This is a genomic window from Yinghuangia soli, from assembly GCF_021502675.1.
Taxonomy (GTDB): domain Bacteria; phylum Actinomycetota; class Actinomycetes; order Streptomycetales; family Streptomycetaceae; genus Yinghuangia; species Yinghuangia soli.
This window is the reverse complement of record NZ_JAKFHA010000005.1, coordinates 357,223-373,720: the sequence shown is the minus strand read 5'-3', so window position 1 is coordinate 373,720 and position 16,498 is coordinate 357,223. Positions and strand designations below refer to the sequence as shown.

General features: G+C 74.1%; 11 protein-coding genes. 4 read left to right on the top strand and 7 right to left on the bottom strand.

Going from position 1 to position 16,498, the window contains the following annotated elements:
- Positions 1-85 precede the first annotated feature (85 nt).
- Together LZ495_RS12880 and LZ495_RS12875 are read right to left on the bottom strand one after the other, a co-directional pair.
- Entirely contained in the window at positions 86-2,488 is a 2,403-nt protein-coding gene (locus LZ495_RS12880; protein WP_235052264.1) for a hypothetical protein, read from the bottom strand.
- 6 nt (positions 2,489-2,494) lie between these two features.
- Positions 2,495-3,796, bottom strand: a complete 1,302-nt coding sequence (locus LZ495_RS12875) for an MFS transporter (RefSeq protein ID WP_235052263.1) — start codon at positions 3,794-3,796, stop codon at positions 2,495-2,497.
- Between the two features lie 166 nt (positions 3,797-3,962).
- Here LZ495_RS12875 and LZ495_RS12870 point away from each other — a divergent pair, with 166 nt between their 5' ends.
- On the top strand, positions 3,963-4,547 hold the full coding sequence (locus LZ495_RS12870; protein ID WP_235052262.1) for an ArsR/SmtB family transcription factor: 585 nt from the start codon (positions 3,963-3,965) through the stop codon (positions 4,545-4,547).
- A 39-nt stretch (positions 4,548-4,586) separates the two neighbouring features.
- On the opposite strand, the gene LZ495_RS12865 is transcribed toward LZ495_RS12870, so the two are convergent.
- The 5 genes from LZ495_RS12865 to LZ495_RS12845 all read right to left on the bottom strand — a co-directional run bounded on the left by LZ495_RS12865 (position 4,587) and on the right by LZ495_RS12845 (position 11,888).
- A complete protein-coding gene (locus tag LZ495_RS12865) occupies positions 4,587-5,972 on the bottom strand; it encodes a hypothetical protein (RefSeq protein ID WP_235052261.1) in 1,386 nt (461 codons plus the stop codon).
- Between the two features lie 54 nt (positions 5,973-6,026).
- A complete protein-coding gene (locus LZ495_RS12860) occupies positions 6,027-7,877 on the bottom strand; it encodes a hypothetical protein (protein ID WP_235052323.1) in 1,851 nt (616 codons plus the stop codon).
- 45 nt (positions 7,878-7,922) lie between these two features.
- Positions 7,923-9,617 carry a hypothetical protein gene (locus LZ495_RS12855; RefSeq protein ID WP_235052260.1) on the bottom strand — a complete coding sequence of 565 codons (1,695 nt, stop codon included), beginning with the start codon at positions 9,615-9,617 and terminating at the stop codon, positions 7,923-7,925.
- A gap of 535 nt (positions 9,618-10,152) precedes the next feature.
- Positions 10,153-10,827 (bottom strand): hypothetical protein, encoded by a 675-nt coding sequence (locus tag LZ495_RS12850; protein ID WP_235052259.1) that lies wholly within the window; start codon positions 10,825-10,827, stop codon positions 10,153-10,155.
- Complete coding sequence (locus tag LZ495_RS12845; protein ID WP_235052258.1) at positions 10,824-11,888, bottom strand: bifunctional lytic transglycosylase/C40 family peptidase; 1,065 nt, start codon at positions 11,886-11,888, stop codon at positions 10,824-10,826. Before LZ495_RS12845 ends, LZ495_RS12850 begins: the two co-directional genes overlap by 4 nt.
- A gap of 557 nt (positions 11,889-12,445) precedes the next feature.
- On the opposite strand from LZ495_RS12845, the gene LZ495_RS12840 reads away from it, so the two are divergent.
- The 3 genes from LZ495_RS12840 to LZ495_RS12830 all read left to right on the top strand — a co-directional run bounded on the left by LZ495_RS12840 (position 12,446) and on the right by LZ495_RS12830 (position 16,407).
- A complete protein-coding gene (locus LZ495_RS12840) occupies positions 12,446-15,040 on the top strand; it encodes a tetratricopeptide repeat-containing protein (RefSeq protein ID WP_235052257.1) in 2,595 nt (864 codons plus the stop codon).
- 263 nt (positions 15,041-15,303) lie between these two features.
- The gene (locus tag LZ495_RS12835) at positions 15,304-15,915 is read left to right on the top strand and encodes a DUF6461 domain-containing protein (protein ID WP_235052256.1); all 612 of its coding nucleotides are present in this window, start codon (positions 15,304-15,306) and stop codon (positions 15,913-15,915) included.
- A 57-nt stretch (positions 15,916-15,972) separates the two neighbouring features.
- Complete coding sequence (locus LZ495_RS12830) at positions 15,973-16,407, top strand: VOC family protein (protein ID WP_235052255.1); 435 nt, start codon at positions 15,973-15,975, stop codon at positions 16,405-16,407.
- Positions 16,408-16,498: the final 91 nt, after the last annotated feature.

The window sequence follows — 16,498 nt, the reverse complement described above, 5'->3', positions numbered from 1 at the left end:
TGATCGGGGGGGCCCCGGGTTGCCCCCGCGCGGCGGGGGGGGGGGGGGGCCCCCCCCCCCCCCCCCCCCCCCGGCCGTGATGCCCCTACTGGGCCATGGCCTTTGCGGTCGCCAGGAGTTCGCGGGTCGTCCCGGAGAAGTCGTCGGCCAGCCGGATCGCCACCGTCCACGCCTCGACGTCGTCGCCGAGGTACTCGGCCACCAGCGCGCGGCCTTCGGCGCACGGCTCTTCCCTGGTGAACTGCCCTGTGAAACGGCGGTCCCGCGCGACCGTCGCAAGGACGCCCGACGGGCGCACGGAGAGCTCCAGGAGGTCGGCCGGGCTGATGACGCCGCGGCGCAGCACGTGTTCGCGCCAGTCCCGGTAGCGGGGCTGGCGCTGCTTGTCCAGCTTCGCCTGCGCGTGCAACCCGGCGATCACGAACTCCCGCGGGCTGTCCTTCTGCTCGATCAGGTTCGCGAGCATCTGCGCGGACAGCCGGTCGGCCTGGACCGCCTCGACGAGCTGCGGCCACGGGAGCTCCGCACCCTCCTGCAGCAGCCGGCGCAAATGGTCGTCGGCGTCCGAGGCCTTCTTGGCCAGGTACGCGACGACCTTGTCCGGCGAGTCCTCCACGGCCACCCGGGCACGGAGTTCGCCGAGCGCGGCGGCCTGGTCGTCGGCGTCCAGGAACCGGGTCAGCAGCTTGACGGTGGCGACGGGCATGCGGCCCGGCTGCACCACTGCGCGGGCCTCGTCGGCGCCGTACCGCTCCCACACCGCGGCCACCAGCCGCAGCCGGCCGCCCTCGGTGCCCAGCCGGAGCCGCCGCACGATGACGTCCGCGACGCCGGGGTCGCCGCCGGTCATCCCGGCAGTGAGGCGCGCCCGGTAGTGGCCGAGGTTCAACTCTTCGAGCACGGCCAGGAGTTCGGGCGGCACCCGGTCGCGCGTGCCGTTGCGGCGGATGCCGAAGAGCAGCCGGGTGCGCTCCGCGTCGGAGATGCGGGCGTGTGCAAACAGCATCGCGTCGACGGCCGGCTCGTCCAGGCCGAGCAGCCACTCCACTTCCTCCGGGTCGAGCGTGCCGCAGGCCGCGTAGGAGGCGAGGGCGGGCGTCCCGTGGGCGGCGGCCAGCGCGTCGCGCACCTCGGGCGAGCGGTGGCCGTAGACCAGGATGTGCTGCACCGAGCGGGCGTCGAAGTACGGGGCCAGGGCGATCGTCACGCCGTCGGCGACGGCGCCGATGATGCCGAGGAACGTCGCGCGAGTGTTCTCCGGTTCGGTGGCCGGGAACACCGCGGGCAGCGGGCGCGGCCAGGTCTTGGTGCGCTTGGCGGTGGCCGCGACGGCGGCGGCCAACTCCGCGGCGCTGCCTTCGAAGCGGGGCATCTTGGCGTACAGCGTCAGCCACGCGGTCGGGTCGGTGCCGAGCGGTGCGAACACGTCGGCGAGTGCGTCGCGGACGGGCTGCTCGTCGTACGGCAGTGCGGCGAGCACGCGCCCGGCCGGAGCGGCCTCGGCCAGGACGCGGGCGGCGGATATCCAGCCTTCCTGGATGCCGCGCCGCATGAGCATGGCGAACTGGTCGGGCCAGCGCTCGAACACCTCGTGGCCGAGCATCTCGAAGGGCAGCCGGCGGGCCATGCGCATGGCGTAGTACGGATAGGCCTCAATGGCCGCGACCTGGATGTCGTCGGGGCAGTCCGGCCACTTCATCAGCCAGGAGAGGCTCTCGCCGCTCAGCGGCAGGCGCGCGTGCTCGGCCCGCACGAGGTCCCAGTCCAGCGGCGTCTCCGCGTATTCGTCCGACCACCCGCCGGCCATCCTGACCCGCAGGAAGGTCCGCACCTGGGCGGCGTCGGCCCAGTCCAGCGGGGGCCGCGCGTCGGCAAGGAAGTGGGCCGGGGCAGGAGCCTCGGCGGCCTGGACGAGCAGTGCGGCGAGCCCGGGGTGCCCCAGGTCCGCGGCGGCCAGTTCGCGCAGTGCGTCCCGGCCGCGGCGCTCGGCCACCGCGACGCACAGGTCGACCGCGACGGCATAAGGGACTTCTTTGCAGCGGTCCGCGGCCACTTGCTGGACCAGCAGGTCGAACGGCAGGCGCAGCACGAACAGCGGATCCGCGCCCGCTTCGCGGCGTATCGCCCAGGCCAGGCCGTTCTGCGCGTACCAGACGCCGTCTTCGGGGCGGGTGATGCGGGCGAACACCTCGTCGAGGACCGCGGGATCCACCCGGGCGCGGCTGCGGAACAGGTAGGCCGCGGTCTCCGGGTCGCCGAGCCGCGCCGCCGCGAGGTTCAGCTCGGTGGCGTGCTTGCCGTCCTTGCCGGTCTCGTTCAGGTACCCGGTGAGGTCGAAGGCGTCCTCGTCCAGCAGCCGGCCGAGGATGTGCCGGGGTATGCCGGTGCACTCGGCCAGCAGGGCCTCCAGCTCGGACCGGAACCGCACCTGCAGCGCCGCGGCGACGCGGGGTTCGGCAAGGCGGAGCGCAGTGGTGAGTACATGCACAGGTGGTCATCCCCGACGAAGTGGAGCCCGGCGATCTTCGGACCCGCCGATCCTGGCACAGCACGGCGACAGCCGTCCCGTGGCGGTCGAAAGCGCCAGGCCCAGCGCTCCGAGCAGCGCCACGGCACCGGACGCGACCAGGACGACGCGGTAGTCGCAGACCGCAAGCAGCCCCGCGCCGAGGGCCCCGGTCAGGGCGTTCGGGGCGAAGACGACGGTGCCCGCGGTCGCGGCCGCGCGCCCCACGTGGGTCTCCGGTACGTCGCGCTGCACGGCGGTCATCGCGGCGATGAGCACGCAGGGCAGCCCGGCGCCGATGGCCGCGCTGCCGGCCAGGGCGAGTTCCGTGCTCCCCGTGCCGCGGACCAGTACGCCGGCGGCGAAGACCGCGATGCCCGCGACCGCGAACCACCGGCCCGTCATGCGGCGCATGAGCGGCCCGGCGGCCAGGCCGGACAGCACCGAACCGCAGCCTTGGACCGCGTACATAACCCCGATGAAGGCCGGTGACCTGCCCAGGCCGCGGTCGGCCACCGCGAAGATCGCCGCACCGTTCAGCCCGGCCGCGGCCATGGTCACCGCACCGGCGAGCACCAGGGCTCGCAGCGTGCTCCGGCACCACAGTTCGCGCATGCCGTCGGCGGTGTCACGCAGCCATCGGCCGCGCGCGGGGCCGGTGTCCGGCGGAGTATCGGCGGACTGCGTCGGCGCGGCGGCCGGTGCCGGGTCGGTGCGGACCAGGGCGAACAGGGCGGCGGCGGCCGCGAAAGACGCAGCGTCCACCAGGGCGACGGCGTGCCCGCCGTACTGCACGAACAGGCCGGCGCCGACCAGCGGGGCGAGCAGCTTCATGCCTTCGTTGGCGGACATCCGCAGCCCGTTGAAGTCGCCGCGCAGGTCGGCGGGGATCCCGGCGGCGACCAGTGCGGACTCCGCGGAGTCCAGCAGCACCATGGCCGTTCCGTACACCGCCAAGACCGCGAAGACGACGGCGACCTGGTCCTCGGACCGCACGGTCAGCAGGGCGAGCAGGACGACCGCCATCGCCAGATTGGTCCGGATCAGCAGCCGGCGCCGATCGGTGCGGTCGGCCAGGGTGCCCAGCAGCGGCCCGAACAGCGTGGGCAGCCACAGGAACACGCCGGCGAGCGCGGCCAGGCTGTCCGAACCCGTCAGGGACTTGACCCACACCCCGGCGGCGATGGCCATCGCCGAGGTCCCGAACCCGGAGACCACGACACTGCCCAAGTACAGGCCTGCGTTGCGGTCGCGCAGGACGCGGCCTATCGGCCAGGACGTCGCCGACATGGTCTCTCCTCCCCCGGCGGATGCGCGCCACGGCACGGGGTTCCACCGCGCAGCGCGCTGCCGCAGAGCCTGCCTTCCCCCTACCTCCAAGTCAATGCTTGGGAGTAGGGGGAAGGCGAGGGCGCCGCAGGACCGCCCGGATTGCTCCTGGTATTTACTGGCGCACGTGACCACCAACGACCCCGTGCTCCGGGCCCTCGCCCATCCGACGCGGCTGCGCATGATGTCGCTGATGTGGGCCGCCCCGCAGTCGGCGGCCGAACTCGGCCGCGAAGTGGGGGTGTCCCAGGCCCTGGCCAGCCACCACCTGCGCACGCTGGGCGCGGCGGGGCTCGTGGAGCAGACCGGCACGCGCAAGAAGCGCGGCGGAGTGGAGCGCCTCTACCGGGCGGTGCGCGGTACGCCGCTGTCCGACCGGCAGGACGGCGATGCCGCGGTCATGCTCGCCGAGACCCTCGCCCACAACCTGCGCGAGCGGTCCCGGCACCGGACGCCGGACGAACCCGGCGTCACCTCGGACGTCGAACTGTGGCTGCGCCCCGAGGTCTGGGACGAGTTCCGCGAGCGCATGGCCGGCCTGGTCCTCGAACTGCACGACGCCTCCGAGGCGCCGCGCACGGAAGGGACCGTCCGGGTCGGCGGGACCGTGCTGCTGTACCGGATGGACGACGGCGACGACCAGGACGGCAGAAGCGCCGACAGCGGGAAGGCCGGGGCAGCCGACGGCCAGGGCGTGTCCGGCGAGTCCTGAGACCCCGGCACGCCCTGGGCGCGACTGCTCCTGGCGCGGCTACTCCTGGCGCGGCGACGGATTGCGGGGCGGCGGCGGGGAGTCGAGCCAGCGCGGGGACCGCAGCGGAACGCCCTGGGCGCCGCCTCCCCCTCCCCCGCCTCCGCCGCTGCTGCCGCTCGGGGGCGCGTCGCTGCCGTGTGCCGAGATGCCCGACGAGACGCCGCCGGCCGCCGACCCGCCGCCGGAACCGCCGCCCGGGGACGCCATGGTGGCCGCGGTGCCGCGGCTGGCGTGCACGCCCATTCCGGCCTTCACGTACGACGCCGGCCCGCCCGTCATGGCGGTCCGCGCACCCGCGGCCATCTCCAGGCGCCCGGCCTTGAGCGAGGCGACCTCGTCGCCCAACGCGGGCACGAAGCGGTAGACCATGACCGACGCGAAGATCGCCAGGAACATGATGGCCAGACCGGTCAGCACCGCGGCCAGCTTGTCGGTGCCCCCCGTACTGGCCGCCATCGCAAGGCCCAGCACGATCACGATGATCGGCTTGGCGAGCAGGATCGCCACCATCATGCCGACCCAGCGCCGCACATGGCCCCACAGGTCGCGGTCCACGACGCCCGCGTAGACGACCGTGCCGAGGATCGCCCCCACGTACAACAGCGCCGCGCGTACCAGCAGTTCGATCCACAGGATCATGGCGGCCAGGATCGCGAACATCGACACGAAGATGAGCGTCACCGGACCGCCGCCCAGGCTCTGCGGATCGAGCCCCTGCGAGAAGCCCTCCAGGAATTTGTCGGTGTCCTGTTTGGTGCCGCTCGCGATGGCCGCGGTGATCGAGTCGACCAGCGACACCGACAGGTGCAGCGCGAGCGGGGTGAACGCCGAGGCCATGACGGCGAGCCAGAGGTAGCCCACGGCCTCGCCGATCGCGGTGCCGAGCGGCACGCCCCGGATCGCGCGTTTCGACACCGCGACCATCCACACGATCAAGGTGAGGAACGCCGAGGCCGCGAAGACCACCGCGTACTGCTTGAGGAAGCCCTGGTTGGTGAAGTCGACGTCGGTCGTCGAGTTGATCGCGATGGCCAGCTTCCCGATGAACCACACCGCGGCCTCCGCGGTCGCCTTGGCGATCGAGCCCAGCGGGTCGGTCGCGAAGGTGAGCGGGTTGTTCCCGGTCCTGGTCTGGCACTCCTCCTTGGCCGGGCTGGGCAGCTGGTTGCAGAACTCGGCCGGTCCCGAACCGCCGCCGCCACCGCCCGGGTTCGGGCTCTGGGTGCCCGGCCCCGGCGTCGCGCTCCCGGAGGGGCTCGGCGTCGGTGTCGGGGTCGGCGTGGGGGCGGCCGCCGCGGTGCCGACGCTCAGAAGCAGCGCCGCGACCACGCCCAAGAGCAGCACAACGACCCGACGGAGCCGGGTGTCAGGGCTAACGGTCATGCGGGACTCCTGCGTGGGTGCGGCGCTTCTGGATCGTCGGCAGCGTGGCGCAAGCTACGCCGTGGCGTTCGGGGAGGGCGGTATGGACGTGGGCGGCGCGTCGGCCGGCAGGACCTGGCCGACCACCTTGACGGGCGGTAGTACGGCCGGGGCTTGCTCCGCCGGGGGCGTGGCAGGCGCCGCGGGCTTGGGCTCGGCCGGCTTCGGTTCGGTCGGCTTCGGCACCGGCTTGGGCTCGCCCGGCTTTTCCGGCGCGGGGTCGACGGGCTGCGGCTGTGCGGGCGCGGGGTCGACCGGCGGGGCCGGCTTCGCGGGGGCAGGCTCGACGGGCTTCTCGGGAGCGGGTACCGGGCTCTCCGGAGTCTCCGGAGTCTTCGGGATCTCCGGGACTGCCGGTGCCTGCGGCTTCTCGGGCACGGCCGGGGCCGGGGCTCCGCCCGGCTTTTCCGGGACGGCCGGATCGGGCGTCAAGGGTGCACCGGACACCGGCGGTTGCTCTGCGGGCGGCTGGACGGGCTGCTGAACGGGCGGCTGAACGGGCGGCTGTTCCTTCGGCGGTTGGGCCGGTGCCTGGGCCGGGGGTTCCGCGGGCGGCTCCTGGGGCTTCGGGTTCAGCACCTCGAGGATCGGTGCCACCACGGCAGGCTTCGGCGGCGCCGGGCGCTCCTGGGCGGCGCTCGGCGCGGGCGGGGCCGGCTTGGCGGCCGCCACGACCGGCTTGGCGGGCCTGGCCGGCTTCGTGGGAGCGGTCGGCTTCTTCGGCGGGTCGGCCGGCTTCGGCTTCGCGGCCGGCGGCTCCTGCGCGTCGTCGACGGGCGGCACCACGGGCGTGACGGGAGCCGATATGGGTTCGACCGGCTTGGGTGCGGGCGGTAGTTCGGGGACCTCGGGCACCGACGGGCCGGACGGGATCCACGGCTTTCCGCCGGGCATTTCGACTGCGGCCGCGGGCAGCGGAAGTCCGCCCGGTGCCTGGGGACCGGCCGCGGCAGTTCCGGCCGCGGGATCCTGAATGCGGACGTCCGCAACCGGCGCCACCTGCGTCCCGGCGCCGGAACGCCCTTGCGGGGCAGGCGGGAACGGCTGCGCAGCCGCGGGCAGCGGAAGATCGGCAGCGGCGACGGGTCCCATCGGGGCCACCGCGCCGACCGGTTGCGCATCGGCGTCCGGGGCCGCCGCGGCACCGCCGGTGGGGTCGGCGGGCACCTGGTCGGGCACGGCGGACGACGTACCGGAAGTGCCCGATGCTGCTGCCGCGGGCGGAAGTTCCTGAGCCGCGGCGGGCGCGGGCAGGCCTGCGGGCGCGGCAGGGCCGCGGTCGGCGGCCGGCACGTCGGAGCCGGCGGCGGGACCGGACCCGGGCAGCGTCCCGGACACCGGGACGGTGTCCGGGCCCGTGGTCGGCTTCGTACCGCCGGCCGGGACCGGCACCGCAGATGCGGAAGGACCAGGGGCGGCGGGGGTACCGGGGGTGCCGGGCATCGTCCCCGGGGAGTTGCCCGGTCCCGGTTCGGCTCCGGTACCCGCCCCGGTTCCCGGCTCCGGGCTCGGCGAGGCCGGAGTGCCGGACTGCGGCGGAGTCGCCGGGCCGGGTTCGGCGGGGCCCGGGCTCGCGGCCGGGGTCGGAGGCGGCGTCCCGGTGCCGCTGCCGGGCGGCAAAGTGCCGGGCGCGGCCGGGGGATCAGGCTGTCGCGCCCCGGGCGGGACCGCAGCGGCGGGCACCGTGGGCACGTCGTCGGGCACCGGTCCGGCGTCGGCCGGGCCCGGTTCCGCGCTGCCCGACGCACTCGCGGGCGGGCCGGGAACCTCCTCGGCGTGCGCCGCACCGGCCGTCGAGAACGCGGCAACGGTCAGCGAGACCGAGACGGCCGTGGTGATCAGCTTGCGTCGCAGCTCGTGGTCCATGCGGGGACTCCTTGAGGAGGTTCCGGCTTTCTGGTCGTGGTGCGGTCAGGTCGAACGTCCGGGCGCGGGCGATGCGGTGCGCACCTGGTCGAGGGCGAACAGCGTCGGTGCGGTGGACGGCGTCGTGTCGAGGATCAGGATGAGGCTTCCGGTCGGTGCGCCCCAGGGCAGGGGTACGCCGGTGCCGAGTGGCACGGGCGCCCGGTTCGGATCCGTGGCGTCGATCGCCTGGAAGGTCTGCGCATCCGAGGAGTTCTGCCCGTACAGGAGGTTGCCCCACCCGATGACGGGACCGAACCCCGGACGCACAGAAGCTTTTGCCGCCTTGAGGTCGAACACCAGCGCCCCCAGCGCTGCGACTTGCCCATCCGTCCCCCACACCCATGCGGTCTTGCGCATCTCGTCGAGCGGCGCGTCGGCGGTTATCTGCGCCTTCCCGCTGCCCGCGTCGTACAGCACGACGGTCACGGTCGCGGCGTCCGGGCCCGTCCACATCACAGCGACGCGATTGTGCCCGGCCGCGGCCATCTTGTAGATCGTCGCACCGGGACGGGGCGGTTCGGGGGTGATGGCCGCAGGTTCGGCACCGGGAGTGACGATCCACCACGGGCCGACCGGCACTGCGGCTATGACAGTTGCGCCGTCCGCGGCCATGGCGGTCGCTCCGGCGGGCATCGTGACCGGGGCGATCTTGCCGTCCTTGACGACGGAGACCGCGCCGCGGGCCACGATCAGCGGCGAGTCGCCGGCGTACGTGACCATGGCGTCCGGGTCGGCCAGGTCGAGGGCGGTGGGCGCCGCGGATCCGTCGGCGGGTGCGTAGGCGAGTTGCGTGCCCGCGTGCACGACGACGGACGGCTTGCCGTCGACGGAGGCGATGCGCAGCCCGTGGAACTCGCCCGGGGGCAGGTCGAAGGTGCGCCTGGAGCGCCCGTCGGCGGGGTCGAGGATGACGACCTTCTTCTCGGGTGACACGACCGCGACGGCCGTCGTGGTCGAGGCTATTGTCGCGGCCCGGGCCGAGGGTGCGGCCACCTTCACGGTCCAGGCGGCCGTACGCGACCACCCGGGAGGCGCGGCGGCGGGCAGCACGGCCGGCCCGGAGGGGTTGCCCGCGGCGGTCGTGCTCGGGGTCTGGGTGGGCGGGGGCGGGCTTTCGTCTTCGCGGCCGCCCCGGGTGAAGGCCAGCACGACGAACGCCGCGACGAGTACCGCGAAGACGACCGCCACGATGATCAGCCGCCGGAACAGCGGCGGGCGGCGCAGCGGTTCGTCCCAGCCGTCGTCGCCCTGGTAGCGGATGAACCGGGTGGACTGCTCGGCGCCGTCGGCGAAGTCCGGGTGCTCCCAGGGCTGCCGGCCCGCTTCGGCGGTGTACGCGGCGGCCGGGAAAGGGTCGGGCTCCGATTCGGGGTCGGGGGCGGTGCGGCGGGCCGGCGAGGCGGCGCTCCGCTGCGGCGCATCCGCGTCGTCCAGCGGCAGCGGCCACGGGCGGTCGTCACCGGACCGCAGCGGCGGCGCGGGGACGCTCGCGGGCGTGCCGGGCACCGGCGCCTGTGTCCGCCCGCCGGGCAGGACCGGTCCGGCGGTGCTCCAACTGCCGCCGGTGGGGCGGTCGTCCCGCAGGTCGCGCGGGGGCGGTGCGGGCCGCGGCCACGGCTCGCGCTCGTCGGACGACGGGACGTCGGTCTTCTGCCACGGCTCCCGCTCGGCGTGCGGCGCCGCCGGGGCGCCGGTCATCTGCCGCGGCTCCTGGTCGGCGGACTGCGCCGCCGGGACCTCCTGTGGCGGGGGAAGGGGCGGTCCGGGCAGCCGCGAACCCGCCTGGGGCGGGGACGGCAATCGGTCCTCGCCCGGCGTCGGTGTCGGGGTCGGGGTCGGGGTCGGGACGGACGGTGAAGTCGGGGGCGCAGCCGGAGTCGAGGCCCAGGGTGGGGTCGGGGTCGATCCCTGAGGCGGCGTCGGCGTCGGCGTCGGCGTCGCAGCCAAGGGTGAAGCCGGGGCGGGGGTCCAGGGCGGGGCCGCCGGTGCCTGGCGCTGTGCGGCGTCCTGGGCGTGCGGCGGGCGGCGTGGCGCGGCGGCGGGGGCCTCCGGTGCGTCGTCCTCGTCCGGCTCGCGCAGCCAGGCCGGCGTCGGGAGGTCGCCGAGCGGGCCCGCCGGCCCGTCGGTGCCTCCGCGGGCCGGCCGGCCCTGCGGCCCCTGTGCTTCGGTGGGCATCCCGTGGTCCCCTTCCCCGCCGTTCACCGGCTCGTCCGACCTTGCCGGGCCATGGGCGTCACGTACCCCTCAGGTCGGACACGCGCCACGGGTCCGACGGGATCGCACGGGAGAGCGTGACGAACACCACCACGGTGACCGTCTCGCCCTTCCAGCCGTCGCGTCCGGTCGGCGTGTAGCGCACCAGCCACTGCCGGAATGCCTTGGACGGCGTGTCGCCCGGCGCCGGGTCGCGGCCCGCCTCGACGACGGGCGCGGTGTACGCCTTGTGCGCGGTCCAGGTGGTCCATTCCGCGCCGGGCGGCGCGACCGCGACGTGTTCGCGCTGGCTCGCCGCGAACTGCGAGGTGAACCAGGGTTCGGCGCGTACCGCCGCGTCCTGGGCCGTCGTGTCGGTCGTCGTGTCGTACGTGTACAGCACGGTAACCGCCGCGGCCGACACGGCAGTCGGGTCGCTCTGCGGCACCTGGTCGAGGCGCGGGAGCGGCACGGTGGGCGTCCCGCTGCCGCGCGGGATGGGCTGCGCGGGAGGCACCGAGACGGGCGGGCGCGACGCGGTTCCGGTCCCGGTGGCCGGGGCGGCCGGGGTCTCGTTGCCGGTGTTCGCGGTGCGGCCCTTGCCGATCAGCCCGCAGCCGCCGAACATAGCCGCGCCGACGATCAGCGCCAGGAAGGCCAGCAGCGCGACCGTCCCGCGCAGTCCTTGCGCCCGCATCTCGGCGCCGCCGCTCATCCGAACCTCCGCACTTGCCAGTTCGCGTTCGCATAGAACGACTCGGACAAGTCCGACACCTTGACGATGTCGCCGGGCTTGGGGGCGTGCACCATCTGGCCGTTGCCGATGTAGATGCCGATGTGGCTGTAGTCGCCGCTGCGGTTCGGGTCGATGCCGATGATGTCGCCCGGGGCCATCAGCCGCTGGTCGACCTGCGATCCGCGGGTGGCCGGCACGATGCCGGTGCCCATGGTGGTCTGGATCTGGGACAGGTGCGGCAGCGAGATCTTGCCGCCGGACGCCTGGTACACGGCGTAGATGACCAGGCCCGAGCAGTCGAACCCGATGATGTTGTTGCCGTTCGGACCGAAGCCTTCCGAGGGCCCGCGGGTGTTGCCGCCGCCCCACGAATAGGGCCAGCCGCGCTGGCGCATCGCGAACTCCACGACCGCCATGCCGAACGGGGTGCCGGCCGCGATGTCCGGGATGACGTCCTGGTACTTGTCCATCAGGGTCCGGATGTTCCGCACGTAGTGCTGCGTCTCGGCGTACGGGGGGATGCCGCCGTACTGCGCGATGCGTCCCGGCCCCGCGTTGTAGGCCGCCAGCATGAGGTCCTGGATGTCGCCCTGCGCGCGGCCGGCCTGGACGTATCCGCGGACCTGCTCGGCGAGAGCGCAGTCGTAGCGGGCCGCGGCCATGATGGCGTCCGCGGGGCTCCAGACGTCCTTGGTGCCGTTGCCGTCGCCGTCGGTGGCCCAGGTCGCCCAGGTGCCCGGCATGAACTGTGCGATGCCCTGGGCGCCCACGGGGCTGACGATGGTGGGGTTCCAGCCCGACTCCTGCTCCATCTGGGCGGCCAGGAGCTGCGGGGTGACCTCGGGGCACAGGGCCCCGGCCTTGGCGATCCACTCCCGGTACGCCTCGGGCACCCGGGCCGCGTTGAACGCCGCGTTGACCGGCGCCACCAGTTGGTTCGCCGGGAGCCCGCCGGCCAGCGCCGCGATGACCAGGAGCCCCGCCACCATGAGGAGGAACGGGAGGACCAGGGTCAGCACGAGGGCCCGGCCGGGCCTCATGCGGCATCCCGCGGACGCATGCCGCGCGCTCTCGGGCCGGGTACATGCCGATGGGGTCCGCCGTTCGGGCACGGCGGGGCGAACTCGGTGCCCGGCCGTCCGGCGGCCGCCATTGTCTGCCGCATGGTGCCCCCCGATCCCACGGCGGTCCGAACCGGGCGGGGCCCGGGCCGCCGAAATGCGTCACACCGATCTCGGTCCCGCCATCCTGCCCCGTCGCCACCCCCGTGTGTCCAGCCGGAGGCGCCTGGTCGACTTGGGCGCGCATGTACGTTCGAGACCTAGGGCATTGTCCCTTCTATCCGGCCAACTCGTCGGCACTACCGGAAGGTTGGCTGTACCCGGTAGTTGTCCGCGGTCGGCCGGGCATACCGGGTGCATCGGGACGTGCGGTAAGTTCCCGCTGCTGGCCGGAATCGCGTCATCGCGCGGGGGTGGGCATGTCCACGGAAAACGCGGCGAACCAGGCATACCCTTCACGCGAGTCCGCGGAAGGGCGGCGGGGATTCGTCCTGTTGGTCGCCGGTGTCGGTCAAGGCCGGCGCCGCAATCGCGCCTTGGAGGATTCCGAGGCCGCGCTCGCAGGATGGGTCGGGCTGCCGCCGCAGATCCTCGTCCCGGACGCGCCGGCCGACGTCGTGCAGCTCCCGGCCGGGTCGGGGCCGCAGACCGTACGCGGCTATCTGGAGCGCGCATCGGTCACGCGCGGACCGGTCCTCGTGTACCTGACGGGCCATCTGATGCCCGACCGGCGCGGCGAACTCCACGTCACCCTGCGCGACTCCACGGCGAGCAGCGTGCGGTACGACGGGCTGCCCTGGGCCTGGCTGGCCGAGACGCTGCGGATCCGCGAGGCGCGGCAGACGCTCGTCATCGCCGACCTCACGGCCTCCGCCGATCTGCGGGCCGAGATCGCGGTCTCCCCGGGGCTGCTGGCGGACCGTCTGCCGCTGTGGGGCGTCCTGACCGCGCCGCCGACCCACGACGATCCGGCCCATGCGTTCACCCGCACGCTGACCGTGGCGGCCCGGCGCGGATTCCTGGGGTGCCCGGCGCTCGTCGACGCTGCGACCGTGCACCCTGCCGTCTTCGGCCGGGCGCAACTGCCGGACGGCACGGTGCAGATAGTGCCACCGCCGGGCACCGCGCTCCCGCTGGTCAACCGGCTGCCGGTGGAGGGCACGACGCAGTACGTGGTGACGGTGCCCGAGCAGGCGGAAGCGGAGCACCCGCCGACCGGCTCCTCGGGCCGGCACGCGGCACCGCCGGCTTCGCCGGAGGCGGTCCAAGGGCCCCCGACCCCGTCGGCCCCCGCAAGCGCGGCGACGTCATCGAGGATGGCGGCCACGCCGACGCCGGCGGCAGACGACTCGATCCCTCCGCCGCCGGTCACCCCTTCGACCGGTTTTGCACCGACATGGGATGCCGAGTCGGATGACGGCGACCACATCCGCATCGCGCTCACCCCGCCCGGTTCGGCGGGCCGCTACCTCTACCAGGCCGGTGTCGAGGATCTGCGCACGGCGGTGGCCGAGGGGCGGTTCGAGGCGGCACTGGACCAGGCCCGCGACCTGACCCAGGCCATGGAGACGCGCTACGGCCTGGGCCCCGAACACCGCGACACGCTGGACGCGTTGGAGACGTGGGCCTGGCTCACCGCGCGGGCCGGGCACACGGCCGAGGCGGTCACGCTCTACACCGAGACCGCGCGGCGCAGTGCCCGCATCCACGGCCCGGGGCACGACACGACGCGCAATGCCGCCGACGCCGCACACACCTTGTGGCTGCAACTGGAGAGCGTGGAGCAGGCCCGTGATCTCGGTCCCGCGGTCGTCGCCCTGCGCGAACTCGTCCTCGGCGTCGGCGCGCACACGAGGCAGGCCGCCGAGGAGCATCTCGCGTCGCTGGCCGAGGCGCGCGAGGCGGCCGGGGCCACCGCGCTGCTGAGCGCCGCACCCCCGGGCGGCGCCGAGCCGCCCCCTCCGCCGCCCGAACTGCGGGCCGCACTGGCCGAGGTCGCGGCGATCGCCGCGACGGGACGGTACGACGAGGCGCTGGGCGCGGCGGAGGCCGTGATCGATGCGCTGGTCGCCGACCTGGGCCGGGACCATCCGCACACGTTGAACGTCCGGGAAGTGCGGGCGTACCTCATCGCCGAGGCAGGGGATGCTGCTTCAGCGGTGTCCGCGTACCTCGACATCGCCGAGGCGCGGCTGGTCGGCCGCGGCCCCGGGCATCCGGACACGGTCGCGGTGGTCGACAACGCCCATGCGCTGTGGCTGCGGATGCCGCCGGACGAATCCGCGATTTCCTGCGGCGAGCGCCTGGTCCAGGTGCGCAAGTACGTTCCGGGGCCGGGCGGGCAGGCGCTGGCGGGTGCGCGGGCGCACTTGGCGGACCTGGCCGCAGCCGCCGCCGACTCCGGGACCGAGGACCGGGACGCCGGCCGGGGCGATTCGCCCCCGGACGCCGGCGAGGACGCGCTCACCGTGGAGGTGCCTGTCGGCGTCGTGCTCCCCGAGCCGCGCGCCCCACTGGCGGAGCCGCTGACGCAGCCGTTCACGGCACCCCTGGAGTCTCCCCCCGCGGCAGCCGCGGACGCCCCGGTCCCGCGCGCCGAGCCGTCCCCCGAGGCCCCCCTCGAAGCGGAGCCGGACACCGGCGCGGACGCCGGATCGGCAGCCGACGCCCGTGCCGAGGACTCCCGTCCGGCCCGGCCGCCCGCCGAAGTGCGCGAGTACCTCGACGCGATCAAGCAGGCCGCCGCGGACGACAACCACGTCGAGGCGCTCACCCTGGCCGAGGAGTTGACTCGCGGCGTCGAGGCCCGGCACGGTCCGGCGCACCCGTTCACGCTCAACGCGTACGAGGTGCGCGCCCATCTGACCGCCTCGGCGGGGCTGTACGCCACTGCGGCGCGGCAGTACGCGGCGCTCGCGCAGCGGCTGGCGGAGACGGTCGCGCCGGACGCCCCCGGCACGCTGTCCGCGGCCGACGCGGCGCAGACGCTGTGGCTGCGGCTGGGGTACACGGACGCGGCCCGGAATCTGGGCCCGGGCATAGTCGATCTGCGCCGGCTTGTCCCGGGGCCGGGCGGTACCGCGCTGGACGCGGCGCGCGACCACCTCAACCTCCTGGTTGCCGACGCATAACCACGTGGTTCATGCAGGCAACGGGGCATGATGCTCAGGGAACTTGCCCCCCGGGCAAGCCGAGTGTCCTTTCTGTGCGGAATACGAATGTTTGGTGGGAACGGATCGGCCACCTCGGCCCTCCCATCAGGCAAGAGGACTTCCGTTGAAAGGTCGCCGAACTGGGTAGGCGCACGTTCGCGTTCAGTGAACCCATCACGGCTGTCGGTCGTGAGAGGCATGCTGGATCCGGGCAGGACGATCACGACAGGTTGGAGGCCCCGATGCTGGACACGCTGGTAGAGCGTTACCGGTGGGCGGAACAGGACGGTCTCGTCGCGCTCACCATCACCGTTGTCTCCGGCCGCTCCGAGGACGACGTCGTGCGCGCCTTCGGCGGCGGCGGGGCTCCGCGGCGCATCATGACGTTCCGTCAGATAGGCGACATACTGGCCCTGCCCGAGGCCGGCTCGTTCCACCCGATGCTGATCGTGTCGACCGATTCGTGCGTGGTGACGATAGAGAACACCGGCTACCACGGCAGCATCCCGGAGATCGCCCGGCGCGCGTCGGCGGACGGCGGCCGGTTCTTCAGCGCGTACTGGGACATGCACGGCGACCACCAGGTCATGTATGCCGAGGACGGCCAGGTGCAGGTGGTCTTCGACCCGGTGGACACACGCCGTGTCCCGGCCGGTGCGGCGGTCCCGCTGCCGCGCTGGGCAGAGGGCGTACGCCCGGACACCGAGGCTCCCGGCGCGTCCTGCCTGGCGCTCATGGAGCGCGTGATGCGCGTCCGTATTGACCGGGATTGGATGCACAAGCCATTGAGCGCGGTGATTCTCTCGGACCCGGCTACCATGTTCGACGACCCCGAGGCCGCTTGGCGGCCGTGAGGCCGGATCCCGCGCTCACCGGTGCTCGCACACCTCGGATCAGGGCGCGGTAAGGACGTGGCGTTCGTGCAGGCGACCATCGACCACATCGTGATCTGGGTTGACGACCAGCTCCGCGCGCTGGACTTCTACGAGCGCGTGGTGGGCTTCGAGGGCGTGCGGGCCCAGGAGTTCCGGGACGGCAAGGCGCCGTTCCCGAGCGTCCGGGTGTCCCCGCACGCCATCATCGACCTGGCCGCCAAGGCGAGCGCGCCGCGCGTCGACGAGAACTTCAAGGTGCCGGGGACGTCCGGGCATCCGGTCAACCACATCTGCATCGCGCTGCCGTACGCCGACTACGACGCGCTGCGCAAGCGCGTCGAGGCCGAGGGCGGCGACACGTCGGTCGGCATCGAGAACTCCTTCGGGGCCCGCGGATACTCCCCGCGGACCTACTACTTCACCGACCCGGACGGCAACGTCATCGAGGCGCGCTACTACGACGAGAACTGATCCGGCTCGTCCCGCGCCCGGCAGGCGGCGGAACACGGCGGCGGGGGGGGGGGCCCGGCCCCGGGGGGGGGGGGGGGGGCGGGGGGGGGGG